18 protein-coding genes are annotated in these 18,190 nt (G+C 45.6%); 13 read left to right on the top strand and 5 right to left on the bottom strand.

Annotated features, from left to right (window positions below; all coding sequences use genetic code 11):
* The first annotated feature begins 6 nt into the window (after positions 1-6).
* Positions 7-1,401 (top strand): sodium/glutamate symporter, encoded by a 1,395-nt coding sequence (locus tag BLT15_RS00090; protein ID WP_089757453.1) that lies wholly within the window; start codon positions 7-9, stop codon positions 1,399-1,401.
* 94 nt (positions 1,402-1,495) lie between these two features.
* Here the strand turns inward: BLT15_RS00090 and BLT15_RS00085 are convergent, their stop codons facing one another.
* Complete coding sequence (locus tag BLT15_RS00085) at positions 1,496-2,578, bottom strand: PucR family transcriptional regulator ligand-binding domain-containing protein (RefSeq protein WP_089757451.1); 1,083 nt, start codon at positions 2,576-2,578, stop codon at positions 1,496-1,498.
* A 343-nt stretch (positions 2,579-2,921) separates the two neighbouring features.
* Between BLT15_RS00085 and BLT15_RS00080 the strand changes: the two genes are divergently transcribed.
* The 12 genes from BLT15_RS00080 (at position 2,922) to mntA (BLT15_RS00025) (ending at position 16,214) form a co-directional block, all read left to right on the top strand.
* Complete coding sequence (locus BLT15_RS00080) at positions 2,922-3,758, top strand: nitroreductase family protein (RefSeq protein ID WP_089757449.1); 837 nt, start codon at positions 2,922-2,924, stop codon at positions 3,756-3,758.
* 662 nt (positions 3,759-4,420) lie between these two features.
* The gene (locus BLT15_RS00075) at positions 4,421-5,692 is read left to right on the top strand and encodes an ROK family transcriptional regulator (protein ID WP_089757447.1); all 1,272 of its coding nucleotides are present in this window, start codon (positions 4,421-4,423) and stop codon (positions 5,690-5,692) included.
* A 27-nt stretch (positions 5,693-5,719) separates the two neighbouring features.
* Complete coding sequence (locus BLT15_RS00070; RefSeq protein WP_089757445.1) at positions 5,720-6,481, top strand: ATP-binding cassette domain-containing protein; 762 nt, start codon at positions 5,720-5,722, stop codon at positions 6,479-6,481.
* Positions 6,482-6,526: 45 nt separating this feature from the next.
* Positions 6,527-7,471, top strand: coding sequence for an ABC transporter permease (locus tag BLT15_RS00065; protein ID WP_089757443.1), 945 nt, complete (start codon positions 6,527-6,529; stop codon positions 7,469-7,471).
* Positions 7,472-7,703: 232 nt separating this feature from the next.
* Positions 7,704-8,693, top strand: coding sequence for a sugar ABC transporter substrate-binding protein (locus BLT15_RS00060; RefSeq protein WP_089757441.1), 990 nt, complete (start codon positions 7,704-7,706; stop codon positions 8,691-8,693).
* A 182-nt stretch (positions 8,694-8,875) separates the two neighbouring features.
* Positions 8,876-10,309, top strand: a complete 1,434-nt coding sequence (gene araA, locus BLT15_RS00055; RefSeq protein ID WP_234985443.1) for an L-arabinose isomerase — start codon at positions 8,876-8,878, stop codon at positions 10,307-10,309.
* A gap of 2 nt (positions 10,310-10,311) precedes the next feature.
* Complete coding sequence (locus BLT15_RS00050; protein WP_089757437.1) at positions 10,312-11,397, top strand: uroporphyrinogen decarboxylase family protein; 1,086 nt, start codon at positions 10,312-10,314, stop codon at positions 11,395-11,397.
* Positions 11,394-12,509 (top strand): uroporphyrinogen decarboxylase family protein, encoded by a 1,116-nt coding sequence (locus BLT15_RS00045; protein WP_089757435.1) that lies wholly within the window; start codon positions 11,394-11,396, stop codon positions 12,507-12,509. The genes BLT15_RS00050 and BLT15_RS00045 overlap by 4 nt, the downstream gene beginning before the upstream one ends.
* 1 nt (position 12,510) lies before the next feature.
* Positions 12,511-13,518 (top strand): UDP-glucose 4-epimerase GalE, encoded by a 1,008-nt coding sequence (galE, locus tag BLT15_RS00040; RefSeq protein ID WP_089757433.1) that lies wholly within the window; start codon positions 12,511-12,513, stop codon positions 13,516-13,518.
* A 4-nt stretch (positions 13,519-13,522) separates the two neighbouring features.
* Positions 13,523-14,710 (top strand): galactokinase, encoded by a 1,188-nt coding sequence (locus tag BLT15_RS00035; RefSeq protein ID WP_234985442.1) that lies wholly within the window; start codon positions 13,523-13,525, stop codon positions 14,708-14,710.
* 31 nt (positions 14,711-14,741) lie between these two features.
* Positions 14,742-15,698 (top strand): aldose epimerase family protein, encoded by a 957-nt coding sequence (locus BLT15_RS00030; RefSeq protein WP_089757431.1) that lies wholly within the window; start codon positions 14,742-14,744, stop codon positions 15,696-15,698.
* 102 nt (positions 15,699-15,800) lie between these two features.
* Complete coding sequence (gene mntA, locus BLT15_RS00025; RefSeq protein WP_234985441.1) at positions 15,801-16,214, top strand: type VII toxin-antitoxin system MntA family adenylyltransferase antitoxin; 414 nt, start codon at positions 15,801-15,803, stop codon at positions 16,212-16,214.
* A gap of 44 nt (positions 16,215-16,258) precedes the next feature.
* Here the strand turns inward: mntA (BLT15_RS00025) and hepT are convergent, their stop codons facing one another.
* The 4 genes from hepT to BLT15_RS00005 form a co-directional block, all read right to left on the bottom strand.
* On the bottom strand, positions 16,259-16,681 hold the full coding sequence (hepT, locus tag BLT15_RS00020; RefSeq protein WP_159429732.1) for a type VII toxin-antitoxin system HepT family RNase toxin: 423 nt from the start codon (positions 16,679-16,681) through the stop codon (positions 16,259-16,261).
* Positions 16,682-16,685: 4 nt separating this feature from the next.
* Positions 16,686-17,078, bottom strand: coding sequence for a type VII toxin-antitoxin system MntA family adenylyltransferase antitoxin (mntA, locus tag BLT15_RS00015; RefSeq protein WP_089757426.1), 393 nt, complete (start codon positions 17,076-17,078; stop codon positions 16,686-16,688).
* On the bottom strand, positions 17,044-17,328 hold the full coding sequence (locus BLT15_RS00010) for a nucleotidyltransferase family protein (RefSeq protein ID WP_159429731.1): 285 nt from the start codon (positions 17,326-17,328) through the stop codon (positions 17,044-17,046). Before BLT15_RS00010 ends, mntA (BLT15_RS00015) begins: the two co-directional genes overlap by 35 nt.
* Positions 17,329-17,509: 181 nt before the next feature.
* Positions 17,510-17,734 (bottom strand): hypothetical protein, encoded by a 225-nt coding sequence (locus tag BLT15_RS00005; RefSeq protein ID WP_089757422.1) that lies wholly within the window; start codon positions 17,732-17,734, stop codon positions 17,510-17,512.
* Positions 17,735-18,190: the final 456 nt, after the last annotated feature.

Raw genomic sequence — 18,190 nt, 5'->3', positions numbered from 1 at the left:
ACTAAAATGTCTTTTGGACCTTATGACCTGGTGATGGATTTTGCTTTGATGTCACTGCTCCTTCTTGTAGCACAGTACCTGCGCGGCAAAGTCAAAATAATTCAAAAGCTTTATATGCCTTCCTCGCTTATAGCAGGATTTATAGGGTTGTTTTTGGGACATCAATTTCTTGATGTCCTGCCATTCAGCGATTATCTGGCTGAATATCCCTACCTTTTGGTTGTGGTTCTTTTTGCTACCCTCTTCATAGGGAGAGAAAAAATCAAATCCTTCGGCGGCATGGTTGATAAGGTCGGCGACACCTTTACATTAAATCTGGCGGCAGAGGTGGGAGGGTTTGGTACAGCTCTGCTGCTTGGTGGGTTTCTGATCAGGAGGTTTTTTCCGGCCACCCCCGATGCTTTTCCTCTGCTGCAGCCAGCAGGATTTGTAGGAGGGCACGGATATGCCGCAGCTATAGGCGGCAGCCTGGAAACACTTCTTGACTGGGAAGGTGCGGTGCCGATAGGACAAACCTTCGCTACCATCGGTCTTGTCTCAGCAGTTCTTTTCGGTCTTTTGATTATAAATATCGCCACCAGAATGAATGCTACCAGATTTGTATCAACGATGGAGGAGCTGCCTGACAGTATGCGTACAGGTCTTGTGCCTGAAAATAAGCGCAATTCCATGGGAGATGAGACCGTAAACCCCATGTCAATAGACCCTCTGACCTGGCATGTTCTGCTGGTGCTGATAGCTACTGCCGGGGGCTATTATGGTTTTCATGCCTTTTCAGCACTGCCCTTTGAAGTGGATTTACCCATGATGGCTCTTTCCATGCTGGCCGGCGTTATACTGCATTTCAGTCTCAATTTCGTGGGGCTGGGTGACTATGTAGATAGAAGAGTTATCAAAAGAATAGGAAGCTCTTCGACCGATTATCTGGTGGCCTTCGGTGTGGCTTCGATAGATATATCGATAGTCATGCAGTATGTAACTCCGCTTATCATAATGATCGTAATAGGTATCCTGTACAATATACTATTTTTGACTTTTGCCGGCAGAAAGCTGTTTCAGAATTTCTGGTTTGAACGTTCCATATTTTGTTTTGGCTGGACTACAGGTGTAGTTGCCATGGGAGTCACTCTGCTGAGAGTTGTCGACCCGGAATTTTCCAGCGGTACCCTGGAGGATTACGGAATGGCCTATGTGTTTATCTCCATAATCGAACTGGGCATAGTTGCTTTCACACCGATACTTGCAGCCCAGGGGTATGTGCTGAGCACCGGTGCTGTTCTTATGCTGGGCTGGGCTTTTCTCCTCTTTATTACCGGTAAAAAATACGGTGTGCGCAGTGAAAAAGTCGATGAAATGCGCCCAGGTGAAGAAGAGATAATAACCGGTCAGCAGGCGCAATAAAACCCAGGAGAATTCGAAATTTTCGGTAATCATACGGCGGTGATCATTTGAGAGATACAGGGGAAAATTAGCTTAGAAAAAAGCGGTCTGCCCCTCATTCCATCAATTTTCTGTATTCGCTGGGGGGCAGGCCCACTTCTTTTTTAAAGACCCGGCTGAAATAACTGGCATCGCTGAAACCGGTACGGGCTGCCACCCTATTTAATGCCATATTCGTATGATAAAGAAAGTGTTTGGCAGCTTCAATTCTTATGTTTGTCAAAACCTGTTTGGGCGGCATTTTCACTTCGGTGCGGAAGAGATAGTTGAGGTGGGGAGAACTGACGCCGATCTCGCTGGCCACCTGAGAAATTTTGAGATTTTGATCCCGATAATTTTCGAAGATATATTTAAAAGCCTGATAGATATGGGTGTTGTATTCACCCTCGGTGGAAAGCCTGACCAGAGAGATCATATCCTTAAGAGCGATGGCGGCAAAATCGAGATATTTTTGCGGTGAAGAGATGAGCTTTAAATTGTTGTAGAGAACCAGATAGTTGCGGTAAACTCTTATAATATCCGCTTTCAGCTCCAGTGAGGCAGAAAAAATAGTCTGCAGAGTCTGCAGCAGATAAAAACGAATTCCCCGGGAGTTTTGGCGCATATCGGACAGATAAAAGCAGATGTCATCTATTATCTCAAGAGCATCATCGAACTTCTGATTGATAAGTTTATGGTATAATCCGGTTTCTATTGTCTCCTTGAGCGAAGTTATCTCTTCATCCCAGCTCTGCTGGCTTCTCTTTTCCAGAGCTTCAGTAATTTTTGGCAAAAGGGCCTGAGTTATCTCTACAAAGGGCCTGCCCGGTGGTATTTCTATCAGGGGGAGATTAACTTTATTGGCTTCTTTTATGAGATAATCCGGCATTGTATCAAAATAATATCCGGCCTCTATACCCACGGCTGAGCCTCCAGCTTTTGCAATACCGCGCAAAAATTCCAGCTGTTTTTCTTTATCATCGCCGGGACCATGAATACAGGTGAGCAGAAACTCGCCACCATCCAGCCATTTTCCCATATCCACGATCTCACCGATGTGTATCCAGGTAACCTGTTTTTGCAGGCCGCCTTCGCCGGCTTTTAATTTACTATTTTTCATAATTTTATCTCTCAAAATAGATTCTACAGTTACTGTCATCGTACGCCCTCCATTGCATTTTCAGCAGCTATATGACAGCTTCTATCGACCTGAAATTAATAAGCTTTGTGAGTTAATCATACCGAAAAAGACCGATAAATTCAAATGCTCAAGGATTTTTGAGTTGCGGAGAAGCGGAGGGGGTCGGTAGGTTGAGATCTCAACCTACCGACCCCCTCCTATTGCTCCGGTATACCGGGCAAAAAAATCTCATTATTCCCTCTGGTACTCTGGTACAGCAGCCGGGGATTTGTCATTATATCCTGAGTGGTGTAATATGTTGAAAAAGGCAGCGGGAGCGAGAATAATAGACGAGAAAAATTATGCGGGGAGTTGAAAAATTATGGATGAAATTAAAAATTTTGTTCTGTCGCGGGAACTGGCGGATCAGAATCTTTATGAAGTCATAGAAAAGAGGCATTCCCGGCGCAAATATCATGACATACCTTTAGAGAGTGAGGAGCTTTCTGCTTTGCAGGGGGATATCTCTTCTCTGGAAAGCCGGCTGGATTTGACCCGGATTGTGCTGCGGCGGGAAGGTTTTAATAGGGCAGTTAAGACTATTATAGGTTCTTACGGCCTGGTCACCGGTGCGGCCAGCTTTGCCACCCTTATAGCAAAAGAAGAGAAAAATGAGTTCAGGGCCAACGTGGAGGCGGGCGTTCTGGGTGAGGCGCTGATTCTGGCTGCTGCCGTCCGGGGCTGGGATACCTGCTGGGTGGGTGGAATGTTGTCCAGGGGGGAGATCAGAAAAGAGCTTGAGCTTGAGGCAAAAGAAGAGGTTCTGGCCATAACTCCCCTGGGGAAGGCCAAAGATGGGCTTACGCTGACCGAGAGGCTGGCCAAAAAAATTGTCGGCAGCCGCAGCCGCAAACCCCTGGAGGAGCTGGTGGAAAACTATCAGCCGGAGAAGTATCCGGACTGGATAAAGACAGCCCTGAGAGCAGCCCGGCTGGCTCCTTCAGCCGCCAATAAGCAGCCCTGGCGTTTTCAGGTCGATCCCGATGCGGAAAAAATTAAACTTCTGTCCGAAAGTCAGCAGGACAGGCACGGAGTCTCTCCCTTTCTGGACTGCGGTATAGCTCTGCTTCATTTAATGCTGGGCGCAGCGCAGAAGTTAGAAAAGCCGGCATTTAACCTGCTAAAGCCGCCGGAAGTGGCGGAGGTTTTGCCTGAATAATATAAAAATATAAGAGAAGAATAAATAGAGGATCTTCTTGTTATCGGTTGATAGATATTATATAAGATCGCTATCATGATAATAATTGCTGGAAGATATAAAGCAAAGTGATACTCGAAATTTTTCAAAATCCGGATAAAGTCCATGGCCAAAAAATAGTGTCCCCGGCTCAGGATGTGCCGGGCTGAGCGTGAGCTCAGGGATGAGCTCTCGCGAAGGGAGCGCAATTTTTTGGCCGAAAACTAAACGTAATTCGAGGAAAAATTTCATTGTGAACGCAGCTTTATATCTTACAGTACAACTAAATGAGGCTTTTAACACACCTGTTTTACCAACTTAAGACAGGAAGATCCTATTTAGAAAATGTATTTGTTGACTGAATCGCTGCCGGCGGGAAAATTAGAAGAGGAGGGGAAAAAGTATTATAACTAAAATTTAGAAAATTTGATATTTATGCAGGACTTAAAAAATTAATATATAATAATTATAATGAGATAATTTTAAAAAGCAAAAAAGTAGTCCGGCTAATCAGTGTTAGCTGCTTAAAACGGTGAAATAATTAGTTGAATTCTGAATACTGGCTGCAATTTTTTTCTTAAAAAAATAAGTGATAATTATATTAATTCATCGCAGCAGGTCAAAGATTGAGGAGATGAATCCATATGCTATCTCAAAAAAACGATGATGAACGATCGGTCAAGGAAATTAATCAATCACGAATATTGCAGTCGATTAAGATTCATGATTCAATTTCCAGGATCGAACTGGCCGAAGAGATAGACCTCAATCCTTCAACAATCACCCGTTTGGTCAAAAAATTGGAAAAATTCAATCTTGTGCGGGAGATTGATCTGGGTAAATCACGGGGCGGCAGACGCCCGGTGAAACTGGGTATAGATGAATCAACCTACAGAGTTATAGGAGTTGATGTGGGGGCGACAGAAGTCATAGCTGTGCTGATAAACCTGGCAGGGGAAGTACTTCACAAAATTGTTTTGCCGATAGAATATAAAGAGGCTAAAAGAGAAGTTGAAATTAGCCCTGAAGTGATCGAAAAATCTATTGAAAAACTTCTTTCTACTTATTCTGAAAAGGAGAGAAGACAGGAACTGGAGAATATACTGGGTATCGGCGTGGGTGTTCACGGGCTGGTGGACAGGGATGAGGGACTCTCGATTTTCGCCCCTAATTTTGGCTGGAGAAATATCAATTTCAAAAAAAAGCTGACTGAAAAATTTCGGATGAAAACTATTATAGACAATGATGTGAGAGTTATGGCCCTGGGAGAATACTGGTTTGGGCACGGTCAAAATGTCGATAATTTGATCTGTATTAATGCCGGTTATGGGATAGGATCGGGGATAATAATTGAGGGTGAGCTCTATCGCGGTCATAATTCTCTGGCAGGTGAATTTGGCCATACAAATGTAGAAAAGGACGGGCAGCTCTGCAGCTGCGGGGATTATGGTTGTCTGGAAACGCTTGCTTCCGGTCCTGCTCTTGTCAAAAGGATTCGTCGCGAAATAAAGAGAGGTATGTCCAGTAAAATCATAGAGATGACAGAGGGCGAATTGAGCGAAATCAGCGGTGAAATGATCTCTGCCGCAGCCCGAAAAGATGATGAGCTGGCCCGGAGAATATTGAAAAAGGCCGGCAATTATCTGGGTATGGGCATAGCCAATCTCATAAATATATTCGATCCAGAATTAATATTAATAGGAGGGGGGGTGAGCAGAGCAGGCCCATATATTTTTGCACCACTGCATGAAACAGTGGCTCGAAAGACAATGAATTCTGCCCCGGAGATAAAAAAGGTTCAGCTGGGAGAAGATTGTGGGGCCGTGGGGGCGGGGGTTTTGGTGATAGAAGAATTATTTCGCAGGCCGGAGACATTTATGGAGGAAATTGCCTGTAATAAACCAACAATACAATGATAATAATATAATGTCAGCCGGGAGGTAATGAAAATCAGTTTAGTTGAAATGAAAAATATCCATAAGAAATTTGGAGAAGTAACAGCTCTCAGAGGAGTTGACCTGGAGGTGGGCGAGAACGAAGTGGTTGGGCTGCTTGGCGATAATGGGGCGGGCAAATCTACACTCATTAAAATTTTGAGTGGAGTTATGCCCCCTACAAAAGGAGAGGTACGTATAAAAGGAGATAAAATAGATACCAGCAGTTATTCTGTCAATAAAGCCAGGGAACTGGGGATAGAGACTGTTTATCAGGAAAAAGCTCTGGGTGAAAAGCAGCCAATCTGGCGCAATATTTTCATAGGCCGCCATATCAAAAATCGTTTTGGTTTCATCGACGTAAAGAAAACGAAAGAAGAAACCCGCCGGATAATGAGGGAGATCATGGGGCTTACCGGCGAAGGAGCCCGGCCCGATGCAAAAGTTTCTTCACTTTCTGGAGGGGAGCGTCAGGGGATAGCCATAGGCAGAGCCATGTATTTTGAAGCGGATCTTGTCATACTGGATGAGCCGACCATGGCGCTTTCTTTAAAAGAAGTAGAGAAAGTGCTGAATTTTATTGAGAAGGTAAAAGAAAGCGGCAAATCCTGTGTATATATCTCCCATAATATTGCCAATGTTTATCCGGTCTCAGATAGATTTGTTGCTCTGGACAGAGGCGAGAAAGTTGGCGTGTATCACAAAGATGAATGCAGCCTGGAAGAATTAAATGAAGAATTGATTATGGCAACCGAAAGAGAATTAAGCTGAAAATGGGGGTAGAATAAAATTTTTACCGAAGACAGGAAAGCCTGGATGAGAAAATATCGTCTGGAACTGGGTCTGGTAGTCATTACATTTCTGGTCTGGTTATTGTTTATCATAACCAGCCCCGATACATTTCTCAGTCCTGATATATATTTTACATTTATGACCACAGTGCCATTCGTGGGGCTTTTAGCTTTAGGGCTGACCTTTGTGCTGGCAATCGGAGAGATAAATCTTACCTTCCCCTCAACTATGGCAGTAGGTGGTCTTTTCTTCGGTCTGGCTTTTTCGGCCACCAACAGCATCATACTGGGGGTTCTGGCAGCCCTGGCCGGCGGTTTTATAGTGGGTTTGACCAACGGCATTCTCATTACCAAAGTGGGCATGCCCTCAATAGTGGCTTCGCTGGGTATGATGTTTTTTCTGCGGGGAGCGGTTACCCTGCTAACTGATGGTTCTTCAATAGTCATGACCGGAATTTCTGAACATTCTCTTTATCCGCTATTTACCGGAACGATTTTATTTATTCCTATGCAGACCGTCTGGTTTTTAATTCTTTCAATTTTTCTCGGCTTCATTCTTTATAGACATCAATTTGGGGATAATGTACTATTCACAGGAGATAATGCCCATACAGCCGAGCTTATGGGTATTAGTGTGACAAAAACAAAAATCGCGGTATTTATAATTATGGCCATGCTGGCCGCTTTATCAGGTGTTATGGATGTTTTTCGACTGCGAACGTGGTGGCCTACTCAGGGTGAAGGTTACTTTATGACAGCTTTCGCCACTGTGTTTGTAGGAGGAACTTCCATGAAAGGGGGCCAGGGTACTATCTTTGGAACTTTTCTGGCTGCTTTTCTTATCGGTTCTCTGGAAGCGGGTATTGTAGCAGCAGGTCTGGCTGGCTTTTGGACCCAGCTAATATACGGTTTTATAATTGTTGTTTCTGTTTCCATACACACCTATCTGCGCAAAATTGGGGCAACTTGATATAGGGCAGCCTGGTAATTAAGTTATCCGGCATTGAGAAATAAACCCCGATGTCAGTATAAGGGAGGTGGTTAAAAGTCCTGACGGGAGATAAAATTTGTTAACAGCCTGATTTTTGACTTTGGATAAAACGTCTAGCTCCTGTCCTGCCGGCAGTTCATTGGATTAAATAATTGAATGGACACTGGAGCAGAGATTATTTTAAAAATCTTCCCAACAAGGAGGAGATTTTATGCTAAAGAAAGTTTCCTTATCTCTGGCTTTGATGCTGGTGATCGGACTTGTCTTTACTGTTCCGGCCATGGCAGAAGAAGATCCTCTGGTTATTTACTTTTTCCCGGGCGGACCTGAAGGAGGACCATTTTCGACGATAGTATATAATGGTGCGGACTATGCTGACGAAGTGCTGGGCGATAGAGTCGACGTAAGATATCGCTGGTCGGACTGGAGTCCGGAACAGATGGTGACTCAATTTCAGGAAGCTGTGGCTGCCAATCCCGACGGTATAGCCATTATGGGTCATCCCGGTGATGATGCTTTAGAACCCCACGTGGAAAATGCCAAGGAGCAGGGTATAACAGTCACCAGCCAGAATACTACACTGCCCGCCCTGGAGGAGAGATACGTGGACGAAGGTTTTGGCTACGCCGGTCAGGACCTCTATGATTCGGGTTATATGCTGGGTGAGGCAGCTGTAGAAAGAGCCGAGCTGGGTGAAGGCGACAGCGCCTTTATCTGGGGCCTCAAAGCTCAGCCCGAACGAGGCCAGAGAACACAGGGAGCAGTTGATGCTGTAGAAGAAGCCGGCGTTGAAGTGGATTATATGGAGATTTCTTCTGAGGTCGATGCCGATGCCTCCGCTGGCATCCCTGTAATTTCCGGTTATCTGGCCGAAAATCCCGATACTGATCTGGTTATCACCGATCATGGTGCTCTCACTTCCACAATGGACACCTATTTTGAAGCTGCCGGCAAAGAACCCGGCGAGATTTATGGCGCCGGCTTTGATCTCTCAACGGCTACACTGGATGCAATTCAGGAGGGCTATGTCCAGCTGGTTCACGATCAGCAGCCATTCCTGCAGGGTTTTCTGCCCATTATGCAGATTTATATCTCCGAAAATTATGAATTTTCAGGCCTTCACATCGATACCGGTTCAGGTCTTGTGCATGAAGATAACGTAGATGTTCTGGCTCCCCTGGTAGAGGAAGGAATTAGATAATATAGTATCTAAAGATGCACACGAAGGGACCGGTCGGATATAATTAACTTTACGGCCTCCATAATTCCTGCCTTTTTAGCCAGGAGTTATGGAGGCTTAATTACCTTGCTTTTTCCAGGCGGGAAATGAGGGAGAGAGTTCCAAATTTAAAGAAATACAAAATCGCCCGGGAGGTTAAAACCTTGAAAATTTCAGAATATGAACTGTGGCTGGTGGCGGGAAGCCAGCATCTTTACGGGGAAAAGGCCCTGGAGGAAGTGGAAGAAAATGCCCGCAAAATTGTTTCTTCTTTTCAGGAAAAGCCTGAAATACCGCAGGCGGTGGAGTTTAAAGGAGTGCTGACAGAAGCAGAAGAGATCACAGCTTTGATGCGGGAGGCGAATGCTGATGAAAGCTGCAGCGGACTTATCATCTGGATGCACACTTTCTCTCCGGCCCAGATGTGGATGAAAGGGCTCAAGGTGCTGGAAAAACCCTTTGTTCACCTGCACACCCAGTTCAATCGCGATATACCCTGGACCGAGATAGATATGGATTATATGAATATAAATCAGTCGGCCCACGGCGGCAGAGAATTTGGTTATATTACAGCCAGGCTGGATATTGATAATAAGGTGATCGTGGGTCACTGGCAGGAAGAAGAGGTTGAAAAGGAGCTGGGCGTCTGGGCCAGGGCGGCAGCAGCCTGGCAGGATATGCAGGAAGCCAGGATAGCCCGTTTTGGTGATAATATGCGCAGAGTGGCGGTCACTGAGGGGGATAAGATTTCTGCCCGACGGGATTTTGGCTATTCCGTTGAAGGTTTTGGTCTGGGAGATTTGACCGGCTGCATGGAAGAGATCACAGAAGATAGGATAGACCGGCTGATAGAGAGTTATCAGCAGGATTTTGAGCTGGCAGAAGAGCTAAAACCCGGCGGTAAATATCATCAATCGCTGCGGGAACAGGCCAGAATAGAGGCAGGCTTGCGAGAATTTCTAAAAAAAGGTGATTTTAAGGCCTTCACCACTACCTTCGAAAATCTGCACGGCCTCAAACAGCTGCCCGGACTGGCCGTTCAGCGCCTGATGGCTGACGGCTACGGATTTGGAGCCGAGGGAGACTGGAAGACAGCAGCTCTGGTCAGAGCCATGAAGGTCATGGGTGAGGGACTGGAAGGCGGCAGCACTTTTATGGAGCAGTACACCTATCACCTCGAGCCCGGCCGAAAAAAAGTTTTGGGAGCTCATATGCTGGAAGTCTGTCCCACTATAGCTGAATCTAAACCTCGTCTGGAGATACATCCTCTGGATATCGGCGGTCGGGAGGATCCTGTGCGGGCTGTCTTCAATTCGGACACAGGCAGGGCGTTGAATGCTTCCGTGATCGATATGGGGAATAGATTTCGCCTCATAGTCAATGAAGTGGAAGCAGTAAATCCTGAAAAAGAGCTGGAAAAGCTGCCCGTAGCCCGCACTCTGTGGCGGCCCCGACCCGATTTCAAAAAGGCCGTAAAGGATTGGATAGAGGCCGGGGGCGCCCATCATACCGGTTTTTCTCTGGCTCTGAAGCCGGATCATCTCAAAGAGTTTGCCCGTATAGCTGATCTGGAATTTATAGAAGCAGGAGGAGGATAATATTGCAGCCCAGGACAAGAGTTGAGATGGCACTGGAGAAAAAAGAACCCGACCGCTGCCCCCTGTTTTGCAGCTATACCCCGGAATTTGCTGACAGATTAAGACAGGATATGGATCTGAAAGAAAAGGAAGTAGAAGAAGATGATCACCTGCTGGAGAGAAGGGTAGGGCAGGATATGCTGCTGACCTCTGTGGGCTGGGCGACCTCCTATTATCAGGAGGAAGGCGATTATGTCGATGAATGGGGTGTGGGCTGGCAGTCGGTCGAATACGAGACCCGCTTTGGCCAGGGGCGCTATACGGAGATGACCGATCATCCGCTGGCCGCAGATGAGATGGTTGATGATTATCAGCCACCTGATCCTGATCGCGATCATCTCTATCAGGGAGCCCGGAGAAAACTGAATAAATTTCGGGATAAATACTATATCTGCGGTGGTGTGGTTACCACTATCTTCGAGACAGCCTGGGCTCTGCGGGGGCTTGATCGTCTGCTTATGGATTTTCTGGAAAAACCCGAACTGGCCGAAAAAATACTCGATATCCCCTATGAATACCACCGGCAGGTGGCAAAAAGATTGACCCGTATGGGTGTTGATATGATCTGGCTGGGAGATGATATGGGAGCTCAGGATAAAATGCTTATCTCTCCTCAGCTGTGGCGGAAATTTTTTCGAGGAAAGATGGCCAATATCATCAGTGAGGTAAAGGAGATAAATCCAGATGTCAAAGTAGCCTATCATTCAGATGGATATATTAAACCCATCATACCCGATTTGATCGATATAGGCCTGGATGTGCTTAACCCGGTTCAGCCCAAATGCATGGATCCCGCCCGGTTAAAAGAGGAATTCGGCGACAGGCTCTGCTTTTGGGGGGCTGTGGATGAACAGGAGACGCTGCCCTTCGGTTCGCGGGAAGATGTTATCTCCGAGGTGAAAAAGCGTCTGAAGACGGTGGGCAGAGGTGGAGGATTTATCATAGGCCCCACCCATCATCTGCAGCTGGATACGCCTCTGGAGAATTTCTGGGCCATGGTGGATACCGTGAAAAAAACTGGATACAGCAACTGGGGGAATGGAAATTGAATTCCAGAGAGAGATTTGAGCTGACAATAGAACACAGAGAACCGGACAGAGTTCCTGTTGATCTGGGGGGCAGCATAGTAACTTCGCTGACAGCCGGCGCCTATGAACAGCTGGCGGAGTATAAAGAACTTGACGCTGAAGCGGAGATGATAGACATAGTTCAGGGTTTGATCGAACCCCCGGAGATTCTCAAGCAGGAATATGGCTGTGATTTTGCCCGGCTGGCCATGGGAGATCCCGAAGGCTGGGAGCTGGAAATAAAAGATGGGCGCTTTGCCGATGAGTTCGGTATAGTGCGCCAGCAGGCCGGCATCTACTATGATATTGTGGAATTTCCTCTGGCTGACGCCGATATTGATGATCTGGAAACCTTTGACTGGCCCGATCCGTCGGATCCAGGCCGCACCGAAGGGCTAAAGAAAAAAGCTCGCCAGCTTTATCAGGAAAGCGATTATGTGCTCATTGCCGATATGATATTTGGAGGCCTCTTTGAACAGGCTCAGCGTCTGCGGGGATATGAAAATTTTATGCTGGATCTGAAGATGAATCAGAAATTTGCCCATGCCCTCCTGGATAAGCTGCTGGAGATATATACCGATTTTTATCGGAAATATATCGATGCCGTCGGTGATTATGTGCATATATTCGCTCTGGCCGATGATCTGGGCACGCAGAACAATTTGATGATCTCTCCCCAAACCTACCGCGAATTCATAAAACCCAGGCAGCGTGAGCTTTACGATTTTATCAGGGAGAAAAGCGGTGAAACCAGCATTTTTCACCATTCCTGTGGAGCTATTTTCCCGCTGATCGGTGACCTGATTGAAATTGGAGTGGACATCCTGCAGTCAGTGCAGACCAGTGCAGCCGGTATGGATCCCGAGAAGCTAAAGCAAGAATATGGTTCCGACATAACCTTCCACGGCGCCATCGATGTACAGCAGATGCTGCCAAAGGCAGAACCCAGAGAAGTGAAGGAAAAATGCCAGGAAATTATAGAGATTATGAGTGAAGATGGCGGCTATATCTTCTCGCCGGCGCACAATATACAGCCCGATACTCCGCCGGAAAATATCGAAGCGATGTTTGCCGCTGTCCGGGAGGTTAACTGATATGGAAGTGCTGGTAACCGGAGGAGCAGGTTATATTGGTTCCCATGTGGTCAGGGAATTGATGAAAACCCCCTATGATATTGTCGTTATCGATAATCTCCAGAAAGGCCACAGGGAGGCGGTGCTGGCCGGTGAATTTTACCGCTGTGATCTGGCTGACAGGCAGAAGCTGGACGAAATTTTTTCTGACCATGATATCGGAGCTGTCATTCACCTGGCGGCAGACAGTCTGGTAGGGGAATCGATGGAAAACCCTCAGAAGTATTATCAGAACAATCTGACAGCAGGGCTTAACCTGCTGGAAATTATGCTCGAACACAATGTGATGAAAATGGTTTTTTCCTCAACAGCTGCGGTTTATGGCAGTCCGGATAATATACCGATTGAAGAATCAGATACCGCGAAGCCCGCCAGCCCTTACGGGCGCAGCAAGCTTTTTTATGAGGAAATTTTAGCAGATTTTGATAATGCCTATGGACTGGGTTTTGTATCTCTGCGCTATTTCAATGCCTGTGGTGCCGATTATGAAGCCGGAATTGGAGAAGATCATGATCCGGAAACACATCTGATACCGCTGGTATTGAAAACCGCCCTCAGGCAGCGGGATAAGCTCAAAATTTTCGGCACTGATTATAAAACCCGCGATGGTACCTGTATCAGAGATTATATTCATGTCAGCGATCTGGCCCGGGCCCACATACTGGCTTTAGAAAAACTGGAGGAAGAAGGGGAAAGCAGTATTTACAACCTGGGCAGTGGTGATGGCTTTTCCGTGAAGGAGGTTATTGAGGCAGCTCGAGAGGTTACCGGCCGGGAGATAGAGGCCGAACCGGCAGAGCGCAGACCAGGGGATCCTCCTGTTCTGATCGCCAGCTCCGAGAAGATCAGAAAAGAGCTGGGCTGGGAGAGAGAATATAAAGATCTCAAAAATATCATCGAAACTGCCTGGCGCTGGCATTCCAGCAATCCTGAAGGATACGGCGAGAGCAAAACAGGAAAGGAGATATGACAGTATGCCCGACCGATTAGAAAATCTGGCAGATATCATGAAGACTGTATTTGCAGATAAAAAATCCAGGGCTGATTCTGCCCTAAAATATTTTAGGGCTCCGGGCAGGGTCAATCTGATCGGCGGTCATACCGACTATAATGATGGTTTTGTGCTGCCGGTAGCCATAGACCGGGAAATTGTGTTAGCCGCAGAATTACGTTCGGACAAAAAAGTGCGGGCTTATTCCTGCAATTTTGCAGAGCAGGCCAGCTTTCAGCTGGATGATATAGCTTATGATGAAGAAGTTAACTGGATAAATTACATTCAGGGGATCGCTTATTTTCTGCAGGAAGCTGGATACAGGCTGCAGGGTATGGATGCAGTTATTGCTGGTGATGTGCCGGTGGGAGCTGGACTCAGTTCTTCGGCAGCTCTGGAGGTGTCGACAGCTGTAACGTTTTCGCGGCTTAACCGCCTGGATATAGACAGAATCAGTCTGGCCCGGATCTGCCGGCGGGCTGAGAATGAATTTGTAGGGGTGAAATGCGGTATAATGGATCAGTTTATTTCTGCTCTGGGCCGTAAAAACTCGGCCATGTTTCTGGATTGTCGCACGGAGGAATTTGAGCTTTTGCCGGCGGCAGGGGAGGATTTTAAAATAGTGGTGGCCGATACCGGAGTTGAGCACAATCTGGCCAGCTCGGCTTACAATAAAAGACAGCAGCAGTGTCAGGAGGCCGTGAGATATTTTGATCGCTGGCTGGAAAAACCAGTAAAGGCTCTGCGCGATATCAACCCGGCTGAGCTGGCAGAGCACCGGGAAAAATTGCCGGAAATTATTGAGCGGAGATGCCGCCATGTCCTGGAAGAAAATGAACGTGTGCGGGAATGTCTGCAGGCTTTGAAAGCAGGACAGATTAAAAGAGCCGGAAAGCTTATTACTCTTTCGCATGAAAGTCTGCGTGATCTTTATGAAGTCAGCTGTGAAGAGCTGGATCTGATGGTGGAGCTGGCTCTGGAGGTTGAAGGAACAATGGGAGCCCGGATGACCGGTGCTGGTTTCGGGGGCGGCACGGTTAACCTGGTAAAAAAGGAAGTGATTGAAGAATTTAGAGAATTTGTGGGCAGCGGTTATCGTCAAAAGACCGGTATTGATCCAGATATTTACGTCTGCGATATCGTCGAGGGAGCGGGTGAATTGCAGAAGTAAATAAAGAGAAATAAAAGAGGGAGAGGTGGAAATGAATACTAAACTGAAAGAAAGTGTGTATAAAGGGCTCAGTTCTGTGGTTATAGAGAATGATATACTGAGGGCCGAATTTTTACCTGTTTATGGCAGCAAGATGGTATCACTGCAGGACCTCAGAAAGGGAAGAGAATTTCTCTTTCAGCGGGAAACGGATAAACTCAAAAAGCCCCCCCATGGAGCTGATTTTTCTCAATATGATGCCAGTGGATTTGATGAGATGTTTCCCACCATAGATGCCAGTTTTTATCCGGAGGGAAGTTTGCAAGGATTAAAGCTTGCCGATCACGGTGAGGTCTGGACAGAGAGCTGGCAGTGTTCTCTGGATAAAAGCGAAAAAACGCTGGATTTTGCGGTTGAGCTGCCCCGATTGAAATGCCGGCTGCATAAAAAAATTGAGCTGGATGAAAACAAAATCATACTGGACTATGGGGTACATAATAACAATGATGAACCTTTGATTTTTTTATGGGCGGCACATCCACTATTTAAATACGAGCAGGATATGGAGCTCATGCTTCCGCGGGAGGTGGAGAAGGTTATCAATGTGGAGGACAAAAATCTTTATCTGGGCAGATGGGGTGAAAGGCATGGGTATCCCTTCACAATCAGCAGATTGACCGGAGAGGAGCTGGATTTGAGAAGTATGGACCCCTCGCTTCCGGATTCCTGTCAAAAATTCTATACTGCCGGTGAGCTGACGGAGGGATTTTGTGGGGTTTCTTATCCGGAAACCGGAGCACGGCTGGAGATGTATTTCCCGCCAGAGCAGGTGCCCTATCTGGGAATATGGAAATCGCTGGGAGAACTTAAGGGTGATTACAATCTGGCCCTGGAACCCTGCACCGGAGCATTTGACGATCTATATTTAGCCCATAAGACCGGGAGAGCAGCAGAAGTAAAGCCCGGGTCTGACTATGAGTGGTGGCTGGAGATGCGTATTTTTGCTTAATTTTTTTTAAATCATTTTTTCAAATTGAATTATCCATGGTATAATCATGGTGTATATATAAACCTTTTTCAGGTAGAGATAGGGGAAAATGAGGTGGGAGTTTTGGAGGAATTAATCACAGAGCTTTTGCGGGAAAAAGAGGAAATAATCTTTGCCTATATCTTTGGTTCGGTGGTTTCGGGCCTGGATAACAAACTCAGTGATGTGGACCTGGCAATTTATGTGGATGAAGAAAATATAAAAGAAACGGGTAGTTTTGGCTACAGAAGCAGGGTTATTGTGGAGCTTGAGAAAGCTGTGGGAGAAAAAATTGATCTTGTTATTCTCAACAATGCTTCAGTGACTCTGTCCTATGAAATACTGCAAAAAGGCAAACTGCTTTTTACTCGTTCCAATTCACTCCGCAGAGAATTTCAGGAAAACATTATGAGAAAGTATCTGGATTTTTTGCCCCTGCTTGCGGTGCAGGAAAAATATCAGAAAAAGCGCCTGCGCGAAGGGAGATTTGGGAGGTAATATAGTGGTTGATAACAAGCTTGTGCAGAAAAAACTGGGGAATTTTAGCCAATATAATCCCGATAAAAGTTGAATATAGTTTTGAAGTCTTCCAGGTGATTGTTCAAAATATTGACAATGATTTCATCCTCTATCTCAGCATAATCATGGCCCAGGATGTTTCTGAATTTAGCCATCCTGATGTACTGTTCTTTTTTCTCTTCGCTGACATCGAAAATTTTATGTTCAGTCAGGATTTTGATGATATCAGCATTATTGTTGGGGCTACCCAGTCTTTCATCACTTATAATATGATTGCCGATATCCAGGATTGATTCCAGTGCCAGCTGCAGCGTTCGTTCCAGATAGCGCTTTTTAATTTTATCATTTTTATAGTCTGTCAGCTCAATATCATTATATTCTTTAAGTTCCTGGATATATTCCTCCAGTTTGATCAGTTTGCTTTTAACTACTTCTGGATCCACCATGTATTTACAGCTCCTTTCCCAGTTTTTCTTCGTATATATCATAAAAATACCTCATATCCAGGTATTTTTGACGGGAACGCTTTTCCCTGCGGATTCTCTCTTTGCTGTCGCGGCCGATTAGCAATTCTCCCTTTAAAATCTGATGTTTGAGCCGCAGATCCGCCCGAGAAAAGATAATGACATCTACCTCTCTCTGCAGAATATCGGCCAGCTCAGTCATGACCTGGAGCCGATAGTCAAAAGTCGGTAGCGCGCCCTCCTCCTTCAGCATCAGAGCCACATCGATATCACTGTTGAGGGAAAATTTATCATCAGCCCCATCAGCCAGAGAACCGAAAAGATAGACTGCAATAATCTCCGGCTTACCCTGAAAATAGCTGATTATTTTTTTCTTCACCTGTAAGTTTTACTCCTTCCCGTTTGACTCTCTTTTTTAGAGCACTGGAAGCTTTTTCACGGAGTACAATATCAATCTTAAAAGGGTAAGCTAATTCTTCAGCTTTTTTGAAAAAAGACCAGTACTTTTCCATGGGGAGGCCAGAAACCATGATATCTATATCAGAATTTTTACGCATTTTTTTTGTGGCAAGCGAGCCAAATATCCATACTTCATCCACATTAAAGCTGTCAACTGCCAGTTCAGCCACAGCATCTACTTTTTCTCTGGCTCGCCTGAGTCTTTTTTTGCGAGCAGCCTCCTTTTTTGCAGCTTCTTTCTCCAACCGCGGGCGTATTCTTCAATCTCTTCTTCGCTAATTTCCTTTTTCACCCCGGGTTCACCCCCAAATATTTCTGAGTTGTGTTATACTCCACTTTCAAAAGCTATACTTATTCTAACATGTCGTATACATCATTTATGCTATCTAAAGAAAGAATATTATCTCTGATATTCTCCAAAGTATCGATATCAGCTTCTTCTAGTTTGTTTTCTAAGTTTTCAGTGTCTTCCAGGGAAAATATGTCAGAAGCAAAAACCAGCAAGGTTTCTATTAATGTCTTTTTTCTACCCTTTTCAATACCTCTTTCCATGCCTTTTTCTTCGCCTTCTTTCATGAAATCTTCTTGTCTTAAGTTGGTAAATGGGTGTGTCAAAAACCTCATTTAGTTGTACTGGAAGATATAAAGCTTCGTTCACAATGAAATTTTTCCTTGGCTTAAGTTAAGTTTTCGGCCAAAAAATTGCGCTCTCTTCGCGAGAGCTCGTCCCTGAGCTCCCGCTCAGCCCGGCACATCCTGAGCCGGGGACACTATTTTTTGGCCATAGACTTAACCTGAGTTTCGAAAAATTTCGAGTATCACTTTGCTTTATATCTTCCAGCCACTATTGTTATGATAGTGGTCTTATACGATATTTATCACTGATAACAAGAAGATCCAAATATGTTTTCTTGAATCCACTGGCTTCCACCTGTTTTTTGATTGATATCATTATTATAATACATGTGTTTGCAGAGGTCAAGCACTTATGCAAAAATTTTACATTTACATTTCGATTGAGCAAAATTGGGT

Source organism: Halarsenatibacter silvermanii, assembly GCF_900103135.1.
Classification (GTDB): domain Bacteria; phylum Bacillota; class Halanaerobiia; order Halanaerobiales; family Halarsenatibacteraceae; genus Halarsenatibacter; species Halarsenatibacter silvermanii.
This window is presented reverse-complemented; position numbering and strand designations above follow the sequence as displayed.

Bases quoted from the DNA above. Each gene is read 5' to 3' on its own strand.
- BLT15_RS00090 (WP_089757453.1), top strand. From the start codon at position 7: ATGTCTTTTGGACCTTATGACCTGGTGATGGATTTTGCTTTGATGTCA.
- BLT15_RS00085 (WP_089757451.1), bottom strand. From the start codon at position 2,578: ATGACAGTAACTGTAGAATCTATTTTGAGAGATAAAATTATGAAAAAT.
- BLT15_RS00080 (WP_089757449.1), top strand. From the start codon at position 2,922: ATGGATGAAATTAAAAATTTTGTTCTGTCGCGGGAACTGGCGGATCAG.
- BLT15_RS00075 (WP_089757447.1), top strand. From the start codon at position 4,421: ATGCTATCTCAAAAAAACGATGATGAACGATCGGTCAAGGAAATTAAT.
- BLT15_RS00070 (WP_089757445.1), top strand. From the start codon at position 5,720: ATGAAAATCAGTTTAGTTGAAATGAAAAATATCCATAAGAAATTTGGA.
- BLT15_RS00065 (WP_089757443.1), top strand. From the start codon at position 6,527: ATGAGAAAATATCGTCTGGAACTGGGTCTGGTAGTCATTACATTTCTG.
- BLT15_RS00060 (WP_089757441.1), top strand. From the start codon at position 7,704: ATGCTAAAGAAAGTTTCCTTATCTCTGGCTTTGATGCTGGTGATCGGA.
- galE (WP_089757433.1), top strand. From the start codon at position 12,511: ATGGAAGTGCTGGTAACCGGAGGAGCAGGTTATATTGGTTCCCATGTG.
- BLT15_RS00035 (WP_234985442.1), top strand. From the start codon at position 13,523: ATGCCCGACCGATTAGAAAATCTGGCAGATATCATGAAGACTGTATTT.
- BLT15_RS00030 (WP_089757431.1), top strand. From the start codon at position 14,742: ATGAATACTAAACTGAAAGAAAGTGTGTATAAAGGGCTCAGTTCTGTG.
- hepT (WP_159429732.1), bottom strand. From the start codon at position 16,681: ATGGTGGATCCAGAAGTAGTTAAAAGCAAACTGATCAAACTGGAGGAA.
- BLT15_RS00005 (WP_089757422.1), bottom strand. From the start codon at position 17,734: ATGAAAGAAGGCGAAGAAAAAGGCATGGAAAGAGGTATTGAAAAGGGT.